14 protein-coding genes are annotated in these 15,846 nt (G+C 63.6%); 10 read left to right on the plus strand and 4 right to left on the minus strand.

Annotated features, from left to right (window positions below; all coding sequences use genetic code 11):
* Positions 1-5: 5 nt before the first annotated feature.
* Positions 6-518 (minus strand): Hsp20/alpha crystallin family protein, encoded by a 513-nt coding sequence (locus HAH_RS11550; protein ID WP_014041074.1) that lies wholly within the window; start codon positions 516-518, stop codon positions 6-8.
* Entirely contained in the window at positions 515-673 is a 159-nt protein-coding gene (locus HAH_RS19990; RefSeq protein ID WP_004517194.1) for a DUF7559 family protein, read from the minus strand. The genes HAH_RS11550 and HAH_RS19990 overlap by 4 nt, the downstream gene beginning before the upstream one ends.
* 105 nt (positions 674-778) lie before the next feature.
* Between HAH_RS19990 and HAH_RS11555 the strand changes: the two genes are divergently transcribed.
* The 3 genes from HAH_RS11555 to arcD all read left to right on the plus strand — a co-directional run bounded on the left by HAH_RS11555 (position 779) and on the right by arcD (position 5,295).
* Entirely contained in the window at positions 779-1,576 is a 798-nt protein-coding gene (locus HAH_RS11555) for a DUF429 domain-containing protein (RefSeq protein WP_014041076.1), read from the plus strand.
* A gap of 69 nt (positions 1,577-1,645) precedes the next feature.
* Positions 1,646-3,568 (plus strand): ABC transporter ATP-binding protein, encoded by a 1,923-nt coding sequence (locus HAH_RS11560; protein WP_014041077.1) that lies wholly within the window; start codon positions 1,646-1,648, stop codon positions 3,566-3,568.
* A 272-nt stretch (positions 3,569-3,840) separates the two neighbouring features.
* Positions 3,841-5,295 carry an arginine/ornithine antiporter ArcD gene (arcD, locus tag HAH_RS11565; RefSeq protein ID WP_014041078.1) on the plus strand — a complete coding sequence of 485 codons (1,455 nt, stop codon included), beginning with the start codon at positions 3,841-3,843 and terminating at the stop codon, positions 5,293-5,295.
* A 59-nt stretch (positions 5,296-5,354) separates the two neighbouring features.
* On the opposite strand, the gene HAH_RS11570 is transcribed toward arcD, so the two are convergent.
* Entirely contained in the window at positions 5,355-5,693 is a 339-nt protein-coding gene (locus HAH_RS11570; RefSeq protein ID WP_044951986.1) for a hypothetical protein, read from the minus strand.
* Positions 5,694-5,841: 148 nt separating this feature from the next.
* Between HAH_RS11570 and HAH_RS11575 the strand changes: the two genes are divergently transcribed.
* The 7 genes from HAH_RS11575 (at position 5,842) to HAH_RS11605 (ending at position 14,598) form a co-directional block, all read left to right on the plus strand.
* Positions 5,842-7,560, plus strand: coding sequence for a radical SAM protein (locus tag HAH_RS11575; protein WP_014041080.1), 1,719 nt, complete (start codon positions 5,842-5,844; stop codon positions 7,558-7,560).
* Positions 7,561-7,628: 68 nt separating this feature from the next.
* On the plus strand, positions 7,629-9,446 hold the full coding sequence (locus HAH_RS11580) for a flippase-like domain-containing protein (protein WP_014041081.1): 1,818 nt from the start codon (positions 7,629-7,631) through the stop codon (positions 9,444-9,446).
* Positions 9,447-9,826: 380 nt separating this feature from the next.
* Positions 9,827-10,669 (plus strand): DUF726 domain-containing protein, encoded by an 843-nt coding sequence (locus HAH_RS11585; RefSeq protein ID WP_014041082.1) that lies wholly within the window; start codon positions 9,827-9,829, stop codon positions 10,667-10,669.
* A gap of 256 nt (positions 10,670-10,925) precedes the next feature.
* Complete coding sequence (locus HAH_RS11590) at positions 10,926-11,891, plus strand: transcription initiation factor IIB (protein ID WP_004517203.1); 966 nt, start codon at positions 10,926-10,928, stop codon at positions 11,889-11,891.
* A 451-nt stretch (positions 11,892-12,342) separates the two neighbouring features.
* Positions 12,343-13,371 carry a DNA-methyltransferase gene (locus tag HAH_RS11595; protein ID WP_014041083.1) on the plus strand — a complete coding sequence of 343 codons (1,029 nt, stop codon included), beginning with the start codon at positions 12,343-12,345 and terminating at the stop codon, positions 13,369-13,371.
* Positions 13,372-13,407: 36 nt separating this feature from the next.
* Entirely contained in the window at positions 13,408-14,097 is a 690-nt protein-coding gene (locus HAH_RS11600) for a type I 3-dehydroquinate dehydratase (protein WP_014041084.1), read from the plus strand.
* Positions 14,098-14,181: 84 nt separating this feature from the next.
* Positions 14,182-14,598 (plus strand): zinc ribbon domain-containing protein, encoded by a 417-nt coding sequence (locus HAH_RS11605; protein ID WP_014041085.1) that lies wholly within the window; start codon positions 14,182-14,184, stop codon positions 14,596-14,598.
* A 36-nt stretch (positions 14,599-14,634) separates the two neighbouring features.
* Here the strand turns inward: HAH_RS11605 and HAH_RS11610 are convergent, their stop codons facing one another.
* A complete protein-coding gene (locus HAH_RS11610; RefSeq protein ID WP_014041086.1) occupies positions 14,635-15,801 on the minus strand; it encodes a 3-dehydroquinate synthase II in 1,167 nt (388 codons plus the stop codon).
* Between the last annotated feature and the right edge of the window lie 45 nt (positions 15,802-15,846).

The raw sequence follows: 15,846 nt of genomic DNA on the forward strand, positions 1-15,846 counted from the left end.
TCCAATCAGGAGTCGTCTTCGCCCTCGTCAGCTGATTCGGCTTCGCCTTCGACATCGGTATTTGCATCCGCTTCGGTTCCCCCGTCAGTCCCGCTGTCGTCGGTTTCAACGCCCACATCCGTTGCCGCGTCCTCGTCGTGCCCAGGCTCAGCCTTCGGGACGCGGACGTGGAGCGTGCCGTTGCTCTTGAGTGTGGCCTGGGCCGTCTCCGGGTCGACAGCGGCGTCGCTCGGCAGGGTGACGCTTCCGTCGAGCGCGAGCCCGCGGCCGGGGTAGCGCATCTCGAAGCCCTCGTAGAAGTCACGGAAGCGGTCGATGCGGACCTCCACGCGGTCGTCGACGTACCGGACCTGAATGTCCGACGCCGTCGTGCCGGGCGCGTCGAAGACGACGAGGTAGGCGTCGTCCGACTCCAGCAGGTCCGAGGCCAGCGGCTTGTTCTCCTGCACCCGGCCGGCGGCCCGGCCGATGTTCTCGAAGATCGCGTCGCTGATCGAGGAGCCGATGTCCCGCATCATAGTTCCACTTCGTCGAGACAGTCCGTCCCGCCACAGTACGGACAGGAGAACGCCGCGAGTTCGACATCGTCCGGCATATCGTACGTGTAGTGCATCTCGAACATGTCGAGTTCGCAGCTGTCGTCCGTGCAGACGACCTCCATAGTGGCTGGCATACTATTCCGTTGGTCCGTCGGGGACAAACCCCTTACGGACGGGGAAGGGGCCACCCCGTTCGTGCCAGTCCCAACATTGATACCGTCACCGGCGTACTCGGGTGTATGAGTAAACGCGTCCTCGGGGTGGATTTCAGCGGCGCAGCGACCGCTGGCGACGCGCTCTGGGTCACCGAGGCGATCCCGACGGAAGACGGGCTGACGATTCAACGGTGCTACCGCGGGACGGACGAATGGGGCCGGGACCGTGAAGCGGCTCACGCTGGCCTTTTCGATCGCATCACCGACGATGATGTGGGCGCTGTCGGGCTGGATTTCCCGTTCAGTCTGCCACAGGCGCTGCTTGACGCGCAGTGCGGGGGGACCTGGGACGGCTTCGTCGACTGGCTTGCGAGCGGTAGCGGCCCGACTGACCCGGGGTCACTCTCAGAGGCGTGCCGGCACACCGCGGAGATGGCGACCGGCAACCGGGACCTGCGCCGGGAGACGGATTTCCGCCGCGGGGCGCTGTGTCCCTACACGAATCGGACGCGCAGTATGACCTTCTACGGCGTCCGGGACGTACTCGGAAAACTGCGAGACGACGACGCGACAGCCGTCGTGCCGATGCAGGGCTGGGATGCCGACACGCTGGTCGCGGAGGTGTACCCCGCGGCGACGTTCGGCTGGCTGGGCTGCTACCGCGAGGGGTACAAGAACGTCGATGACCCCCGGCAGCGCCGAGAGGCAAACGTCGCAGCGGTCGAAGCCTGTAGCGTTACGGTCGGCGATCACCGCGACACCTACCTCGGGAACCACGACGCGCTGGACTCGCTGGCCGCCGTGGTTTCGGCGGGCCGGCTGGCCGACGGTGCCGGACCGCCCGTCTCGGGTCCCGACAGTGAAGGCTGTATCTACGTTTGACGACGCAGTGAAGTCACCGTCTCCGGGTCGAAGCCCGGCATATATCAGTTTCCGGACCAACTAGCGTCTATGCCTGACGACCAGGGCGGCTTCGAGGGCGTCCGCGAGAACGTCGACGGCCACCCGATGGTCAACCTCGTCGGCTACGCCACCCCCTACTGGCTCCGTCTGCTCGTCGGCATTCTGGCGGCGTTCTGTACCCGGTTCGCCCGCCTCGTGCCGCCGATAATCGTCGCCGCGGCCATCGACCGTGTCGTCCTCAGCAGCGGCGAGCCGGGGCTGCTGACGGATGCCGGCCTGTTGCCGCCCGGCCAAATCACGGGCGAAGCCGCCCGTATCGCGTTCCTCCAGCGGCTGGTCGCCATCGCAGCCATCGCCTATCTCCTTCGGTCGGCGACGCGCTTTGCCTCCAGATATCTCCTCCAGTCGAGCGCCCAGAAGATACAGCGGGACCTCCGGAACGACACCTACGACCACCTGCAACACCTCTCGCTGTCCTTCTTTGCGAACCACCAGACCGGCGGGATGATGTCGATACTCAACAGCGACATCAACCGGCTGGAATCGTTCCTCAACACGGAGTTCCGCCAGATGATTCGGGTGGTGGCGACCGTCGGCGGTATCGCGGTCATCCTCTATCGGTACTCTCCGAAACTGGCGCTCATCGCGCTCGGCCCGGTGCCACTCATCGGCATCGCCAGCGGCTTCTTCCTCACCTGGATCGAGCCGAAATACCGCTCCATCCGCCAGACAGTGTCCCGGCTCAACACCCGGTTAGAGAACAACCTCAGCGGCGCGCCAGTCATCAAAGCGTTCGACCGCTACGACTTCGAGCGCAAGCGGGTGACCGACCAGAGCCAGGAGTATCACGACCAGAAGGTAGCCGCCCTGCGTATCCGCCGGGCCTTTTTCGCCGGCCTGCGACTGCTTACTGGTATCGCGTTCGTCCTGATTCTGTACGTCGCCGGGATGGACTTCATCACGGCTCCCGAGAGCGAAGCGGCGCTGTCGACCGGGGCGTTTGCCCTGTTTTTCCTGTATATCCGCCGGCTGTACTCGCCGATGCGCCGAATCGGGCGCTCCGCAAACAAGTACCAGCTCGCCAAGTCCAGCGCCGAGCGCGTGTTCGGGCTGCTGGGTCAGGACCCCGAAGTCACCGACCCCGCAGACCCGTACGAACCCGACAACATCGACGGGTCGGTCGAGTTCGACGACGTGACGTTCGGCTACGGTGACGAACCGCCGGTCGTCCGCGACGTGTCGCTTGACGTGCCCGATGGCGCGACAATCGGCCTTGCTGGGGCGACCGGAGCCGGCAAATCGACCTTGCTGAAACTGGTGCCGCGGTTCCACGACGTGGATGCTGGTGCGGTCCGGGTGGATGGCGTCGACGTGCGCGAGTACGGCCTCCAGAGCCTCAGGGGCGAAATCGCCATCGTCGAACAACAGCCGTACCTGTTCTCGGGGACCGTCGCCGAGAACATCGCCTACGGCGACCACGAGGTACTCGACGCCGAACAGTTGGACGAGGAGACCGAAGAGGTCGGCTGGGAGACCGCACGCGACCGTGTCCGCGATGCGGCGAAAGCCGCACAGGCCCACGAGTTCATTCAAGACTTGCTGGATGGGTACGACACGCAGATCGGCGAGCGGGGCATCAAACTCTCGGGCGGCCAGCGGCAGCGGGTCGCCATCGCTCGCGCTCTGCTGAACGACCCCGAGATCATCATCTTCGACGAGGCGACCAGCGACGTGGACACGGAGACGGAAGACCGGATTCAGGAGAGCATCGAACAGTTGGTCGCGGACCGCACCGCCTTCGTCATCGCCCACCGCCTCTCGACAATTCAGGACGCGGACCGTATTGTCGTGATGGACGACGGGGAAATCGTCGAACGGGGTAGCCACGCTGACCTGCTCGCGGCCGACGGCGATTACGCCGATCTCTGGCACGCCCAGGCCGACGACCGAACGGTCAGCGCCGACAACTGAGACTGCGTCTGTTCGGCCGCCGCCGGTACTGGGTCAGCAGCGCCGAGATGCCCTAGTACCGTCGAGAACCCATTGAGTAGCCCGTTAAGCCCGGTCCACACCAACCAGCGTGAGCCGCTGGAGGGACGCATACTAAGTGCACATTAGTCCCGCTTTGCGTCTGTGATAGTGGTACTTGATAACAGTGCCTTCGAAAGAGATACTTTCTCATATGCACTACAGAGATATTATCGCTCTTTTTAATACATATGAGTTATTAGGTCGGCGTAAGCGTGACATCACTCACTCTCGAACCGCTGACGTACGAGGACATCCCGTCGGAGCGCCGTCCCGGGGTACTCCAAGCGTTGGTCCCCGTACTCGGTGTCGTTCTGTTCCTCGGCATCGGGTCCGGGTATCTGAAGCTGGCCCCACACGGGCCGTTGCTCTGGAGCATCGTGCTGACTGGCGCAGTCGGGAAATACTGGCTCGGCTACTCGTGGGACGACCTCTACGAGGGGCTCGCGGACAGTCTGCTGATGGGACTGCAGGCTATTCTCATTCTGTTCGTTATCTACGGGCTCATCGCGACGTGGGTCAGCGCGGGGACTATTCCCGGGCTGATGTACTACGGGCTCTCGATACTGACACCGGACGTGTTCCTGCCGGCGACAGCGCTGCTTGCGATGGTCGTCGCGTTCTCCATCGGATCGTCCTGGACGACGGCTGGCACCCTCGGCGTGGCCTTCATCGGCATCGGCTCCGGTCTCGGCGTGCCAACACCGATGACTGCCGGTGCCATCCTCTCGGGTGCCTACGCGGGCGACAAACAGTCCCCCCTCTCGGATACGACGAACCTCGCGGCCGCCGTGACGAACACCGACCTCTACGACCACATCCGGGCGATGCGCAACGGGACCGTCCTGGCGTTTGGCCTCTCAGTCCTGCTCTACGCTGCGCTGGGGCTGCGTACTGTCGGTGAAATCCCGGACGGGCGCGTCGCCGAGATACAGGGCGCACTCGCGGGCAGCTACGACCTCTCGGTGCTGGTACTTCTCCCGCTCGTCGTCACCTTCGGGCTGGCGCTGTACGGGATCCCCGCGCTCCCGACGCTGGTCGCCGGGGTCTTTGCCGGGACCTTCACGACCATCTTCGTTCAGGGCCGGTCGTTCACTGCCGCCTGGACCGTCTTTCTCGACGGGACGGCCCCTGAAACGGGGATGGACCTCGTGAACGACCTGCTGGCAAGCGGTGGCATCTCGGGGTCGGCCTGGACGATTGCCGTCGTCGTCGCGGCTCTCAGTCTCGGTGGGCTCCTTGAGCGGACCGGCGTCCTCGCCGTGCTCGCACACCATCTCGCAACTGCTGTCCGCGGCCCGCGCAGCTTAGTCGTCGGGACCGGCGTTTCGGCCATCTTCGTCAACGCCTTCTCGGCCCAGCAGTACATGAGCATCGTCGTCCCCGGACTCACACTACGGAACCTCTATGACGAGTACGGTCTGGCCAGCGACGACCTCTCACAGGCTATCGAGTCCGCCGGAACCCCGACCGGCGCGCTCTTCCCGTGGCACGCCGGTGCCGTCTATATGTCCGCAGTCTTCGGAGTCGGAACGCTTGCCTACGCCCCGTACTACTTCTTCGCGTTCCTCTCGCCGCTGATCCTGTTTGCGACAACGCTGTTCGGTGGTCGGTACGACGGGTCCAAGCAAACTGATTCAGCTACGTCATCCGCTGTCGCGGACGACTGAGTTCGTCTGCCCCCGGGTGATTCTGTCACTGCATCATCCCCTCCAGAAGTGCTGCCAGCCTACACCCGTTCGACAGTGAGATCACGGTCTTCACAGAACGTTTCGAGCCGCCGCCTGACCTTTCGGGCTTCCTCGGATTCACGACCGCTCGTATTGGCTGTCAGTCCGGATCCACCGCCGCCCGCGATGATCGTCACCTCGCAAGTTGTCTCATCTATTAGCTCCAGCACGGTCGTCGCCTGTACCTCAGTGAGTTCCATGCGGTAGTGGTTCTCCGTAACCGCCACAACGAACCCGTTGCCGTCATACAGCTCGCGGGAATCTTCGGCGATATCGTGGAACGCTCTGGGCAGCGTGCTGGCCCCTTCGCCACGGACCGTAAATTCGACCCGTTCCATACACATCCATGGCACGGGCTGGGAGAAAGTGATTTTGTACCATGGGTGGCCGTGGTGCTGACTACGCCCTCTTTAGCTCGCACATGACCGTTCCTGTTTCCACGGCCGACCAGACACGGTTTTAGGCATCGAACGTCAAGCGAGGGGTATGACTGACCCCGAGACGCTCGACGTGACCATCGTCGACGGCTACGTCGACGAGCCCGCACACTTCGGGGTGCCGCCGTACATCTCGACGTACCCGCGGTACGCCGCCGGCGCGCTCGTCGATGCCGGCGTCCCCCGCAAGCAGATAACGTATCACACTATCGACGAACTCCGGGAGGACAACGCAGTCTGGCGAGACGTTGAGGCCGCCGACCTCATGGTGTACGTCGGCGGGATGACCGTCCCCGGCAAGTACGTCGGTGGGACGCCGGCCGAACCCGACGAGGTACGGGAACTCGCGTGGACGGCCGACGGGACTTCCATCATGGGCGGTCCGGTCCGATTCGGCGTCGGCGAGGCCAACGAGGGCGCGAGCGAGACGGCCCGCGACGACCTCGATTTCGACTTCCTGGCGATGGCGGACGTCGAGGCCGCAGTGTTCGACCTCGTGGACTCCGGCCTGGAGGGGTTCAACGACCGGTACCGTGACATCGAAGAGGAGACACGGTGGGCCCGCGCCGGCGCGTTCGTTGTCGAACAGCATCCGAACCACCCTGACTACCTCATCTGCGAGATGGAGACTTCCCGGGGCTGTCCGTACCGGTGTTCCTTCTGTACGGAGCCGATGTACGGCAACCCGGACTTCCGGCCGCCCGAGAGTGTTGTCGATGAAGTCGATGCCCTCTCGGACCGCGGCGTGAAGCACTTCCGACTGGGCCGGCAGGCCGATATCCTGGCCTACGGCGGTGACGGTGAGGCACCGAATCCCGACGCCCTGCGGCGGCTCTACGGCGGTATCCGCGACGTTGCGCCGGACCTTGAGACGCTGCATCTCGACAATATGAATCCCATCACGGTTGTGAAGTGGCCCGAGAAGGCTCGCGAGGGGATTCGCATCATCGCCGAGCACAACACGCCCGGCGACACCGCCGCGTTCGGCCTGGAGTCGGCCGACCCGAACGTGATGAGCGACAACAACCTCAACGTCACCGCCGACCAGTGTTTCGAGGCGGTGAAAATCGTCAACGAGGTGGCTGGCTGGCGACCCGGAGGAGATAAAGACACTGCCCCCAACTTTGGCGACGACGCCGCTCGGCGGCTCCCCAAACTCCTGCCCGGTATCAATCTCGTCCACGGGCTGAAAGGCGAGACGCGGGAGACCTTCGAGCACAACAAGCGGTTCCTCCAGCGGGTGTACGACGAGGGGCTCATGCTCCGGCGGGTGAACATCCGGCAGGTGATGGCCTTCGAGGGGACCGACATGGCCGACACCGGCGCAGAAATCGCTAAGGACCACAAACAACTGTTCAAGCAGTACAAACAGGAGGTCCGTGAGACCATCGATAACCCGATGCTCCAGCGGGTCGCACCACCGGGGACGGTACTCCCCGACGTGCATCTGGAGTATCATCAGGACGGCAAGACGTTCGGCCGACAACTTGGGACCTACCCGCTCCTCGTGGGCATCCCTGGCGAGCGCGAACTCGGCAGCGTCGTCGACATCGCAGTCACCGACCACGGCTATCGGTCGGTCACCGGCGTTCCCTACCCACTTGATCTCAACAGCGCGTCGATGAACGAACTCACCGCGATTCCCGGTATCGGCCGGAGCACCGCCGGCGACGTGGTGGTAAACAGACCCTACGAGTCGGTCGGAGATATCGACGTCGCGTCAATCGAGCGGTTCGCAACCACCCAGTCGCAGGAAGGCGCTGACTAACAGCCGGTTTGGTCCCGAAAGCATACCGAACGGAAAGTACTTTTCACTCCGGGGATGACCAAGAGCGTATGACTGCGGTCGAGGTGAGCGTCGTTCTCCCTGCCTACAACGAGGCAGACACCATCGAGCAGACGGTCTCGATAACGCTGGAGACGCTCGCCTCGTTTCTCCCCGAAGACGCGTACGAAGTCATCGTCGCGGAGGACGGCTGCTCGGACCGCACACCCGAAATCGCGACGCGACTCGCGAACGAGGACAGTCGGATCCGACACGTCCACAGCGACGACCGCCTCGGACGCGGCGGCGCGTTAGAGTACGCCTTCGACCAGGCCGACGGCGACACACTGGTGTATTTCGATACCGATCTGGCGACGGATATGTCGCATCTCGAAGAACTGGTCAACGCCGTCCGAATCGACGGCTACGACGTGGCGACGGGGTCACGGTGGATGCCCGAAAACCGAGCCGACCGGCCCGCAAAGCGTGGCATTCCGAGCTTCGGCTATAACACGCTCGTTCGGACGGTCCTCCGCTCGGATCTTAAGGACCATCAGTGCGGGTTCAAGTCGTTCGACCGGCAGGCACTGGAAACGCTGTTACCCATCGTTCAGGACGAGCACTGGTTCTGGGACACGGAACTGCTCGTGAAGGCCCAGCGCAACGGCTATCGGGTGAAGGAGTTCCCCGTCGACTGGACGCCGAAGGGCGATTCGAAGGTCGACATCGTCCGGGACGTGTTTGGCATGGGCAGTCAGATACTCCGGACCTTCTGGGAACTGTCGGTTAGCCCCCGGATTACACGCGAGGTGTCGCTCGGCGCGGGGACGATGCTGGTCGTCGTCGCACTCCTGTTGATGACGCAGTATCTCGACCCCGACCGCGTGCTCGCGGAGATGGCGGGCGCAGCGCCGGAAATCGTCGCGCTGAGCGCCGTCGTCTATGCCGTCTCGTGGCCGCTCCGGGGTATTCGCTACCGGGACATCCTCGTCTCGATGGGGTATCGGGAGCGGTGGGGCTTCCTGACGGGTGCAATATTTATCAGCCAGACCGGGAATCTCGTGTTTCCGGCGCGGGCCGGTGATGCGGTTCGGGCGTACGTCATCAAGGCCCGGCGTTCGATTCCGTACCCCTCCGGGTTCGCGTCGCTGGCCGTCGAGCGCGTGTTCGACCTGCTGACGATCACGCTGCTTGCCGGCGTCGTCATGATCGGGCTGGCTGTAACGGGGTCGGCCGAGCAGTTGCTGACCGCGCTGACTGGTGATACCGTCGGCGGCGACGCGGCCAGCAGCGGGCGAACTGCCGTGGCCGTGGCCAGCGGCGTCGGCCTCGCGGCGATCGGGGCGGTGGTGGCTATCGTCGCCAGTGCCCGGAGCGACCGGAACTTCGTCCGGGCGGTCATCGGGCGGCTGAGCAGCGACTCCTACGCCGACTACGTCGCCGGCGTCATCGAAGGGTTCGTCGGCGACGTACAGACGGTGGCTGCCGACGGGTCGGCCTTCACCCGTGTCGGCATCGGAAGCCTCCTCATTTGGACGTTCGACGTGATAACGGCCCTGATCGTCTTCGCGGCCTTCGGATACAGCCTGACGCCGTCGCTGGTGGCCGTTGGCTTCTTCGCGGTCAGCGTCGGGAACCTCGCAAAGGTCCTGCCGCTGACGCCCGGCGGTGTCGGCCTCTACGAGGGTGCGTTCACCGTCATCGTCGCGTCCCTGACGCCGGTCGGCGTCGCCGCGGCTATCGGCGTCGCTATCGTCGACCATGCGGTCAAGAACGTCGTCACCATCATCGGCGGCGTCGCATCGATGGCCTGGCTCAACGTCTCACTGACGACGGCCGTCGAGGAGTCCCAGTCCGCCGACGCTATCGAACCGGAAACAAACGACTGAGCGCATTCTGACGCGCCCCGAAATAGCACTCCGTCGCTACTGGGATTGCGCTGGTAATACTCGGGACAGTACAACAGCACTCTACTGAGATTGCTCTTCTAGAGTAACAATTGAAACGATGTCCACACTGATCACACTGCCGTCCTGCGATCCGGTGTGCATTGATTTTCAGTGGCTACTGTAGCTACCAGTCTCCAGAGCGGCGTATTTCTTTACTAATATTATAAATAAGGGCCCTTTCACCAACAACGTTAATTATAATAGTTAATATTATACAATACGGAAAACTACGCAGTTCTGCTATGTTTCAACGTAGCATACAATCGAGCGAACTGGGCAGGCAAACGCGACGCAGTTTCCTCAAGGCCTCGACCGGTGCTGTGGCATCGGTAGCAGCACTCGGTACGAGTGGCGCTGTACGGGGCGGCAAGTTCGGCGGTGATGACGGAGAGTACACAGCTCCAGCGGAGTTCCCACTCGTTTCGACGCGTGATCAGTTCACTGACGACGCTGAACTGAAGTCCGAGTATACAGAGACAGAGTACGAAACAGTGGGGGATTGGGAGTCGACCCGGGCCAGCGACGATACGGAACTCGTCATCTTCGTCCACGGCTGGAGTCTCGGAGAGACGGATGCCAGAAACGCCGCCTACACCTGCCAGATCGGGCTTGAAGAGAACGAGTACGACCAGTTCACCGTGGGGTTCACCTGGGATGCCGATAAGGGCGACGGCATCGGCTGGAGCGAGGGTGTCGCCATCGCCAAACAGAACGGTCCGAAGCTCGCACAGTGGGTTGCCGACCACAACGACAGCGGTGGGCTTCCAGTCCGGGTAATCGGACATTCGCTCGGCGCAAAGGTGGCTGTTGAAACGATGGCGTCGCTTCACGAGCGTGGACGCGAAGACGCAGTCGAGTCGGTGACGTTACTGGGTGGCGCTATCGGTGAATCCGTCGTTGAGCTCGACGAGGCATACGGCGAGTCCATCGAGTACGCCACCACGTCCTTCGACAACTTCCACAAGGACGACGACGCGGTGCTGGGGACTGCATTCAGTGCTGCCGAGTGGGCGGAAGCGGTCGGTGAAACGGGTGTGCAGAGTCCCGATGACGCCCCCGAGAACTACACCGAGCACGATGTAACAGAAACCGTTGCGGACCACAATTCATACTACGAGCCTGGCGAAGGGTGTCTGCCCACTGTCGTTGAGACGTTCGAGTAGAGAGGGACGTGGCGGCGGTGACGCTACCAGTTGTATACGATTATAACCGGGTTGTGGGAAATCAGTCAAAAATACCCGGCAGCTATTATATGAATGGTCATGCGACTAATGCACAAACGTGGGTTTCGTGACGTGTATCGGTGGTCTCCATGACAATACCGGAATGTTTTAATGACTTTCGTTCGAATACAGTGTTACCGACTGCCTCCGGGTTCTGTGATGTCTCCCACCCGGTGAGCACCCGCCTTCGCAACCAATGAGTGAACACACACGGACGCGACAGCAACACGAGGAACAGACGACTGAGTCGACGGAATCGGAGAGCACTGCGTGCCCGGAGTGCAGTGGCTCGCTCGTCATCGACGACGAACACGGCGAAACGGTCTGTGAGGACTGTGGCCTCGTCGTCGAGTCCGACGAAATCGACCGCGGCCCCGAGTGGCGCGCATTCGACTCCAGCGAGAAAGACGAGAAGTCCCGCGTCGGCGCACCGACGACGAACATGATGCACGACAAGGGCCTCTCGACGAACATTGACTGGCGCGACAAGGACGCCTACGGCAACTCCCTCTCTGGCAAACAACGCCAGAAGATGCAGCGTCTCCGCAAGTGGAACGAGCGGTTCCGCACTCGCGACTCCAAGGAGCGCAACCTCAAGCAGGCCCTCGGTGAAATCGACCGTATGGCCTCCGCGCTCGGACTGCCAGAAAACGTCCGCGAGACGGCCAGCGTCATCTACCGCCGCGCGCTGGACGAGGACCTGCTCCCCGGCCGCTCCATCGAGGGCGTCTCGACGGCCTCCGTCTACGCCGCCGCCCGACAGGCTGGCGTCCCACGCTCGCTCGACGAGATTACGGAGGTCTCCCGCGTCGAGAAGAGCGAAATCGCCCGGACCTACCGCTACGTCGTCCGCGAACTCTCGCTCGAAGTCCGCCCCGCGGACCCCGAGAGCTACGTCCCGCGGTTTGCCTCCTCGCTGGAACTGTCTGACGAGGCCGAACACCGCGCCCGCCAGCTCCTCCAGAACGCCAAGGAACAGGGCGTCCACTCCGGCAAGTCCCCGGTCGGCCTCGCCGCCGCCGCAGTGTACGCGGCCGCCCTGCTGACCAACGAGAAGACGACCCAGGCTGCCGTCTCCGAGGTCGCCGACATCTCCGAGGTCACCATCCGCAACCGCTACCACGAACTGCTGGAAGCCGAGCAGGACCTCCCCGTCGCGTAAGCTCGGTATTTGCGTTGGATCGCTGTGAGAATCAGTTTTTGATTGATGTTTCAAGCGGAGTATTTGCTACTGCAGCGGACAGTCTGAACAGCCAGAAAGCCCCGGCCGGCTGAACTCGGGGGACTCGCTGTGGTCCTCGCTCGCCATGCTCACTGCGGTCCTTACTTCGTCCGCCTTCGTTCAGCCGCCCGCCCCTTTCAGTCCCACCCGATGTCAGATGGCCAATCAGCTACGGGTGGGAGTGAAAGGGGCCGACCCGCTCCGGGAACCTCAGCGATGTAAGCACCTACTGGAGCGCAACGAGCCGGGGGACCGAAGCGGGTCGGGAGCTTTCTGGCTGTTTTCGGACGGTATTTCAAAATAAGGCACGGCCACCACAGAGCGACACACATCAACGACTCCCCCGACCGATAACCGCAAGACTAGAGTCGTCTCATCTGCTGGGACCGGTATGGAGACGACACACCGGGTTCGAACCGGTGACGCCCGTACGCTTGAGTGTCCCGACGACAGCGTCGAATTGGTGGTCACGTCCCCTCCGTACCCGATGATCGAGATGTGGGACGACATCTTCGCGGACCTGGACCCCGACATCGGGGCGGCGCTGGACCGCGGCGACGGTGACCGAGCGTTCACACTGATGCACGACGTGCTCGATGCGGTCTGGGCAGAGCTGAAACGCGTGCTGGTTCCCGGCGGCATCGCCTGCATCAACGTCGGGGACGCGACGCGGTCCCTGGAGGACGGCTTCCGCTCCTACCCCAACCACGCCGAAATAACCAACCGGCTGACCGACCACGGCCTGCGCGCGCTGCCGGATATCCTGTGGCGCAAACCGACCAACAGCGGCGCGAAGTTCATGGGCTCGGGGATGGTGCCGCCGAACGCCTATCCGACCCTGGAACACGAGCACATCCTCGTGTTCCGCAACGGGGAGCGCCGCCGCCTCGAACCCGGCGCGGACCGTCGCTACGAGAGCGCCTATTTTTGGGAGGAACGCAACGAGTGGTTCTCCGACCTCTGGGAACTGCCCGGCGAGACGCAGGGCATCGACGACGGGCTCCGGGACCGCTCGGGTGCCTTCCCGCTGACCGTGCCATACCGGCTCATCTCGATGTTCTCGGTGTACGGTGACACCGTACTCGACCCGTTCCTCGGGACCGGGACGACGACGCTGGCAGCGATGGTCACCGGCCGGAACTCGGTCGGAGTGGACCGCGACCCGGACCTGCTGTCGGCGCTCGAAGACCGGGTCGCGGCCGCCCCGGAACGCTCTCGGACCATCGCTCAGGAGCGCCTCGCCGACCACCGCTCGTGGGTGGAACAACGGCGTGCCGACGGGAAAGAGCCGGGCTACGAGGCCGAACAGTACGACTTCGCGGTCAATACGAAACAGGAGCAACGGATTCAGTTCTACGCGGTCGACTCCGTCACGACGACCGATGACGGCTTCCGGACCGCCCACGAGCCGGTCGAGTAAGCGCGGCTTTTTGTGTGGCTCCGTCGAAGCCGACCTATGGACTTCGAGTCGTTCACCCTGCTCGCCGCCACAGACGACCTCGGGGTGGAGCCGGCCGCCCGCGCTGACGCCGACGGGCTGGAGCTACGGATGGATTTCTCCGACGAGCCGCTGGCACAATTGGACGCCTACGACGGCGACCTCCCGATACTCGTCACGAACCGGCCGACGTGGGAGGGTGGCGAGGCCGCCGACACCGCGGGCCGCCTCGACGCGCTCGAAACCGCGCTCGAACACGACGCCGTGACGGCCGTCGACCTCGAACTCGCGGCGCTTGCGGGGGCTGGCGACCACGATGCCGGCCGCGTCGCCGACGCTGCCCGCGACCGCGGCGCGTCTGTCGTCGTCTCGACGCACAACTTCGAGTCGACGCCGGACCGCGACAACATCGTGAGTCGACTCGAACGGGCCTGTGCTCACGGTGACGTGGGGAAAATGGCCAGCACAGCCCAGTCGCCGGACGACGTACTGGCGATGCTCGGGGCGACCCGCGAAATGACTGCCAGAGGCGAGCAGGTCGCCACGATGTGTATGGGTGCAGCCGGTCGTCACTCCAGAGCCGTCGCCCCTGTGTATGGCTCCCGCATCGGCTACGCACCGGTCGACCCCGCTGACGCAACCGCGCCGGGGCAGTACGACCTCGCGACGCTCCGGACGCTGGTCGGACAGCTACAGAGCGACACCTGAACCGGTGGCCGCCGGTCACGGGGTTTTCCTCCGGACGGTGATCCTTCGGAAGATATAGGGGTATGCGAGACGGATTCGCGGAGTATGACTGACACAGGACGCAAGCGGCCGTTACTGGCCGTGGTGCTTGCGTTCATCTTCCCTGGGTTGGGACACTTCTACCTCCGCAAGTGGGGACGGGGACTGCTGTGGCTCGGATTATTGTTCATGCTGTCGGTGGTGTTCGTCGTCACTGGCGCTATCGACCCCGTCACCCAGTTGAGCCTAGAGGCTATCTCGTCGTCGTATCAGTCCAGACCCACCGAGGTGACAATCGGTTCGGTCGTGATCACGACGCTCAACGTCGTCGACGCCTACTGGGTCGCGGTCAACGAGAACCAGACACAGGAGGTCGAAGCCGGTATGACGTGTCCGAACTGCGGCAAGGAACTCGACGAGGACATCGATTTCTGTCACTGGTGTACAACGCAACTGGAACCGGTCGAGGCGGACCAGCAGTAACCTCCGGCTTGCGGTCCGTTCCGGGCCGAAGCCGGCTTACTTCTCGATGATACTTTCTTCGATCCGCTCGCCGAAGTGCGTCGCCGTGTCCTCGTGGTAGATGAGGATTTCGTCACCGGGTTCGAGGTTCGTGACGGCAGTTCGCCCGTCCCGGGTGTGGACTTTGATGGTCTCGGCGTTCTGGAGCAGCGTCTCGATGCGGTCGCCGTCCTCGGTTTCGGCCTGCACGCGGAACATCGGACGCTTCTCTATCTTCGCGCGGCCGACGATGGCCTCGCGAGTGTGCCCGTCTGCGTCGACGATCTGTACCTCGTCGCCGGACTGGAGTTCCGAGAGGTACTTCGTGCCGCCGTCGGGGGTCCGGACGTAGGCGTGGACCGCGCCAGCGTTGACGCGGAACGGCCTGCTGGCGACGTAGGGGGATTCAGCCGTCTCGGCGTGGACGAAAAAGAGCCCACGGGCCATCGAGCCGACGAGCATCCCTTCGTCGTGTTCCATCAGGCTGCCCGTGTCGATGCAGACGCGGTCAGCGGAGCCGGTCTGCTCGATAGCGGTGACCTCGGCGTACTCCAGGTCGAGCGATTCCCGCCCCATCTCGTCACGGACCTCGACCGTCTTGCGGATTTCGTCGAGGTCGTCGGTGTCCAGCAGGACGCCGTCAGCCCCGATTTCCAGCGTCTCGTAGGCCGTTCGTGCGTCCTCAGCGGTCCGGACACCGGCGATGAGGTCCGTCTCCTCGCCGACCCGGGCGATGAGGTTTTCGAGCGGAATGATCTGCCAGTTCTCGCCGATGACGATAGTGAAGTCGGCTTCGGCGGCGACCGCCTCGGCGAAGGCCTCGTAGTCCTCGTCGAAGATGCGGACGTAGCCGCCGTCGGGGGCGGCCCCGTTCTGCCGGAGCGTCGAGAGGTCCGCGGAGCCGGAGAAATCAGACGGGAGGTCGACCGTGCCGTCGCCCTCACCGTCTTTGCCGACGATGGTCGCATCGGCCCCCGAGTCCTCCGCCTCGGCCTCCATGACGTGGACGTCGCCATTAGTGAACGCGGCGATGTTTATTTCTCCGAGTTCCGAGGCGCGGTCGACATCTTCCTCGTCGACCAGTACCCAGTCGACGCCGGCCTCGATACCGGCGGTTATCCGTCGCTTGCGTGTCTCCCAGTCGCCGACTTCGCTGTCGGCCTTGAGCCAGACGCTTCGAGTCATACGCCCACGTGTGCGACGGCGGGGCTTGAACGTGGCGGATTGTGG

The organism is Haloarcula hispanica ATCC 33960, assembly GCF_000223905.1.
In the GTDB taxonomy this organism is placed as follows: domain Archaea; phylum Halobacteriota; class Halobacteria; order Halobacteriales; family Haloarculaceae; genus Haloarcula; species Haloarcula hispanica.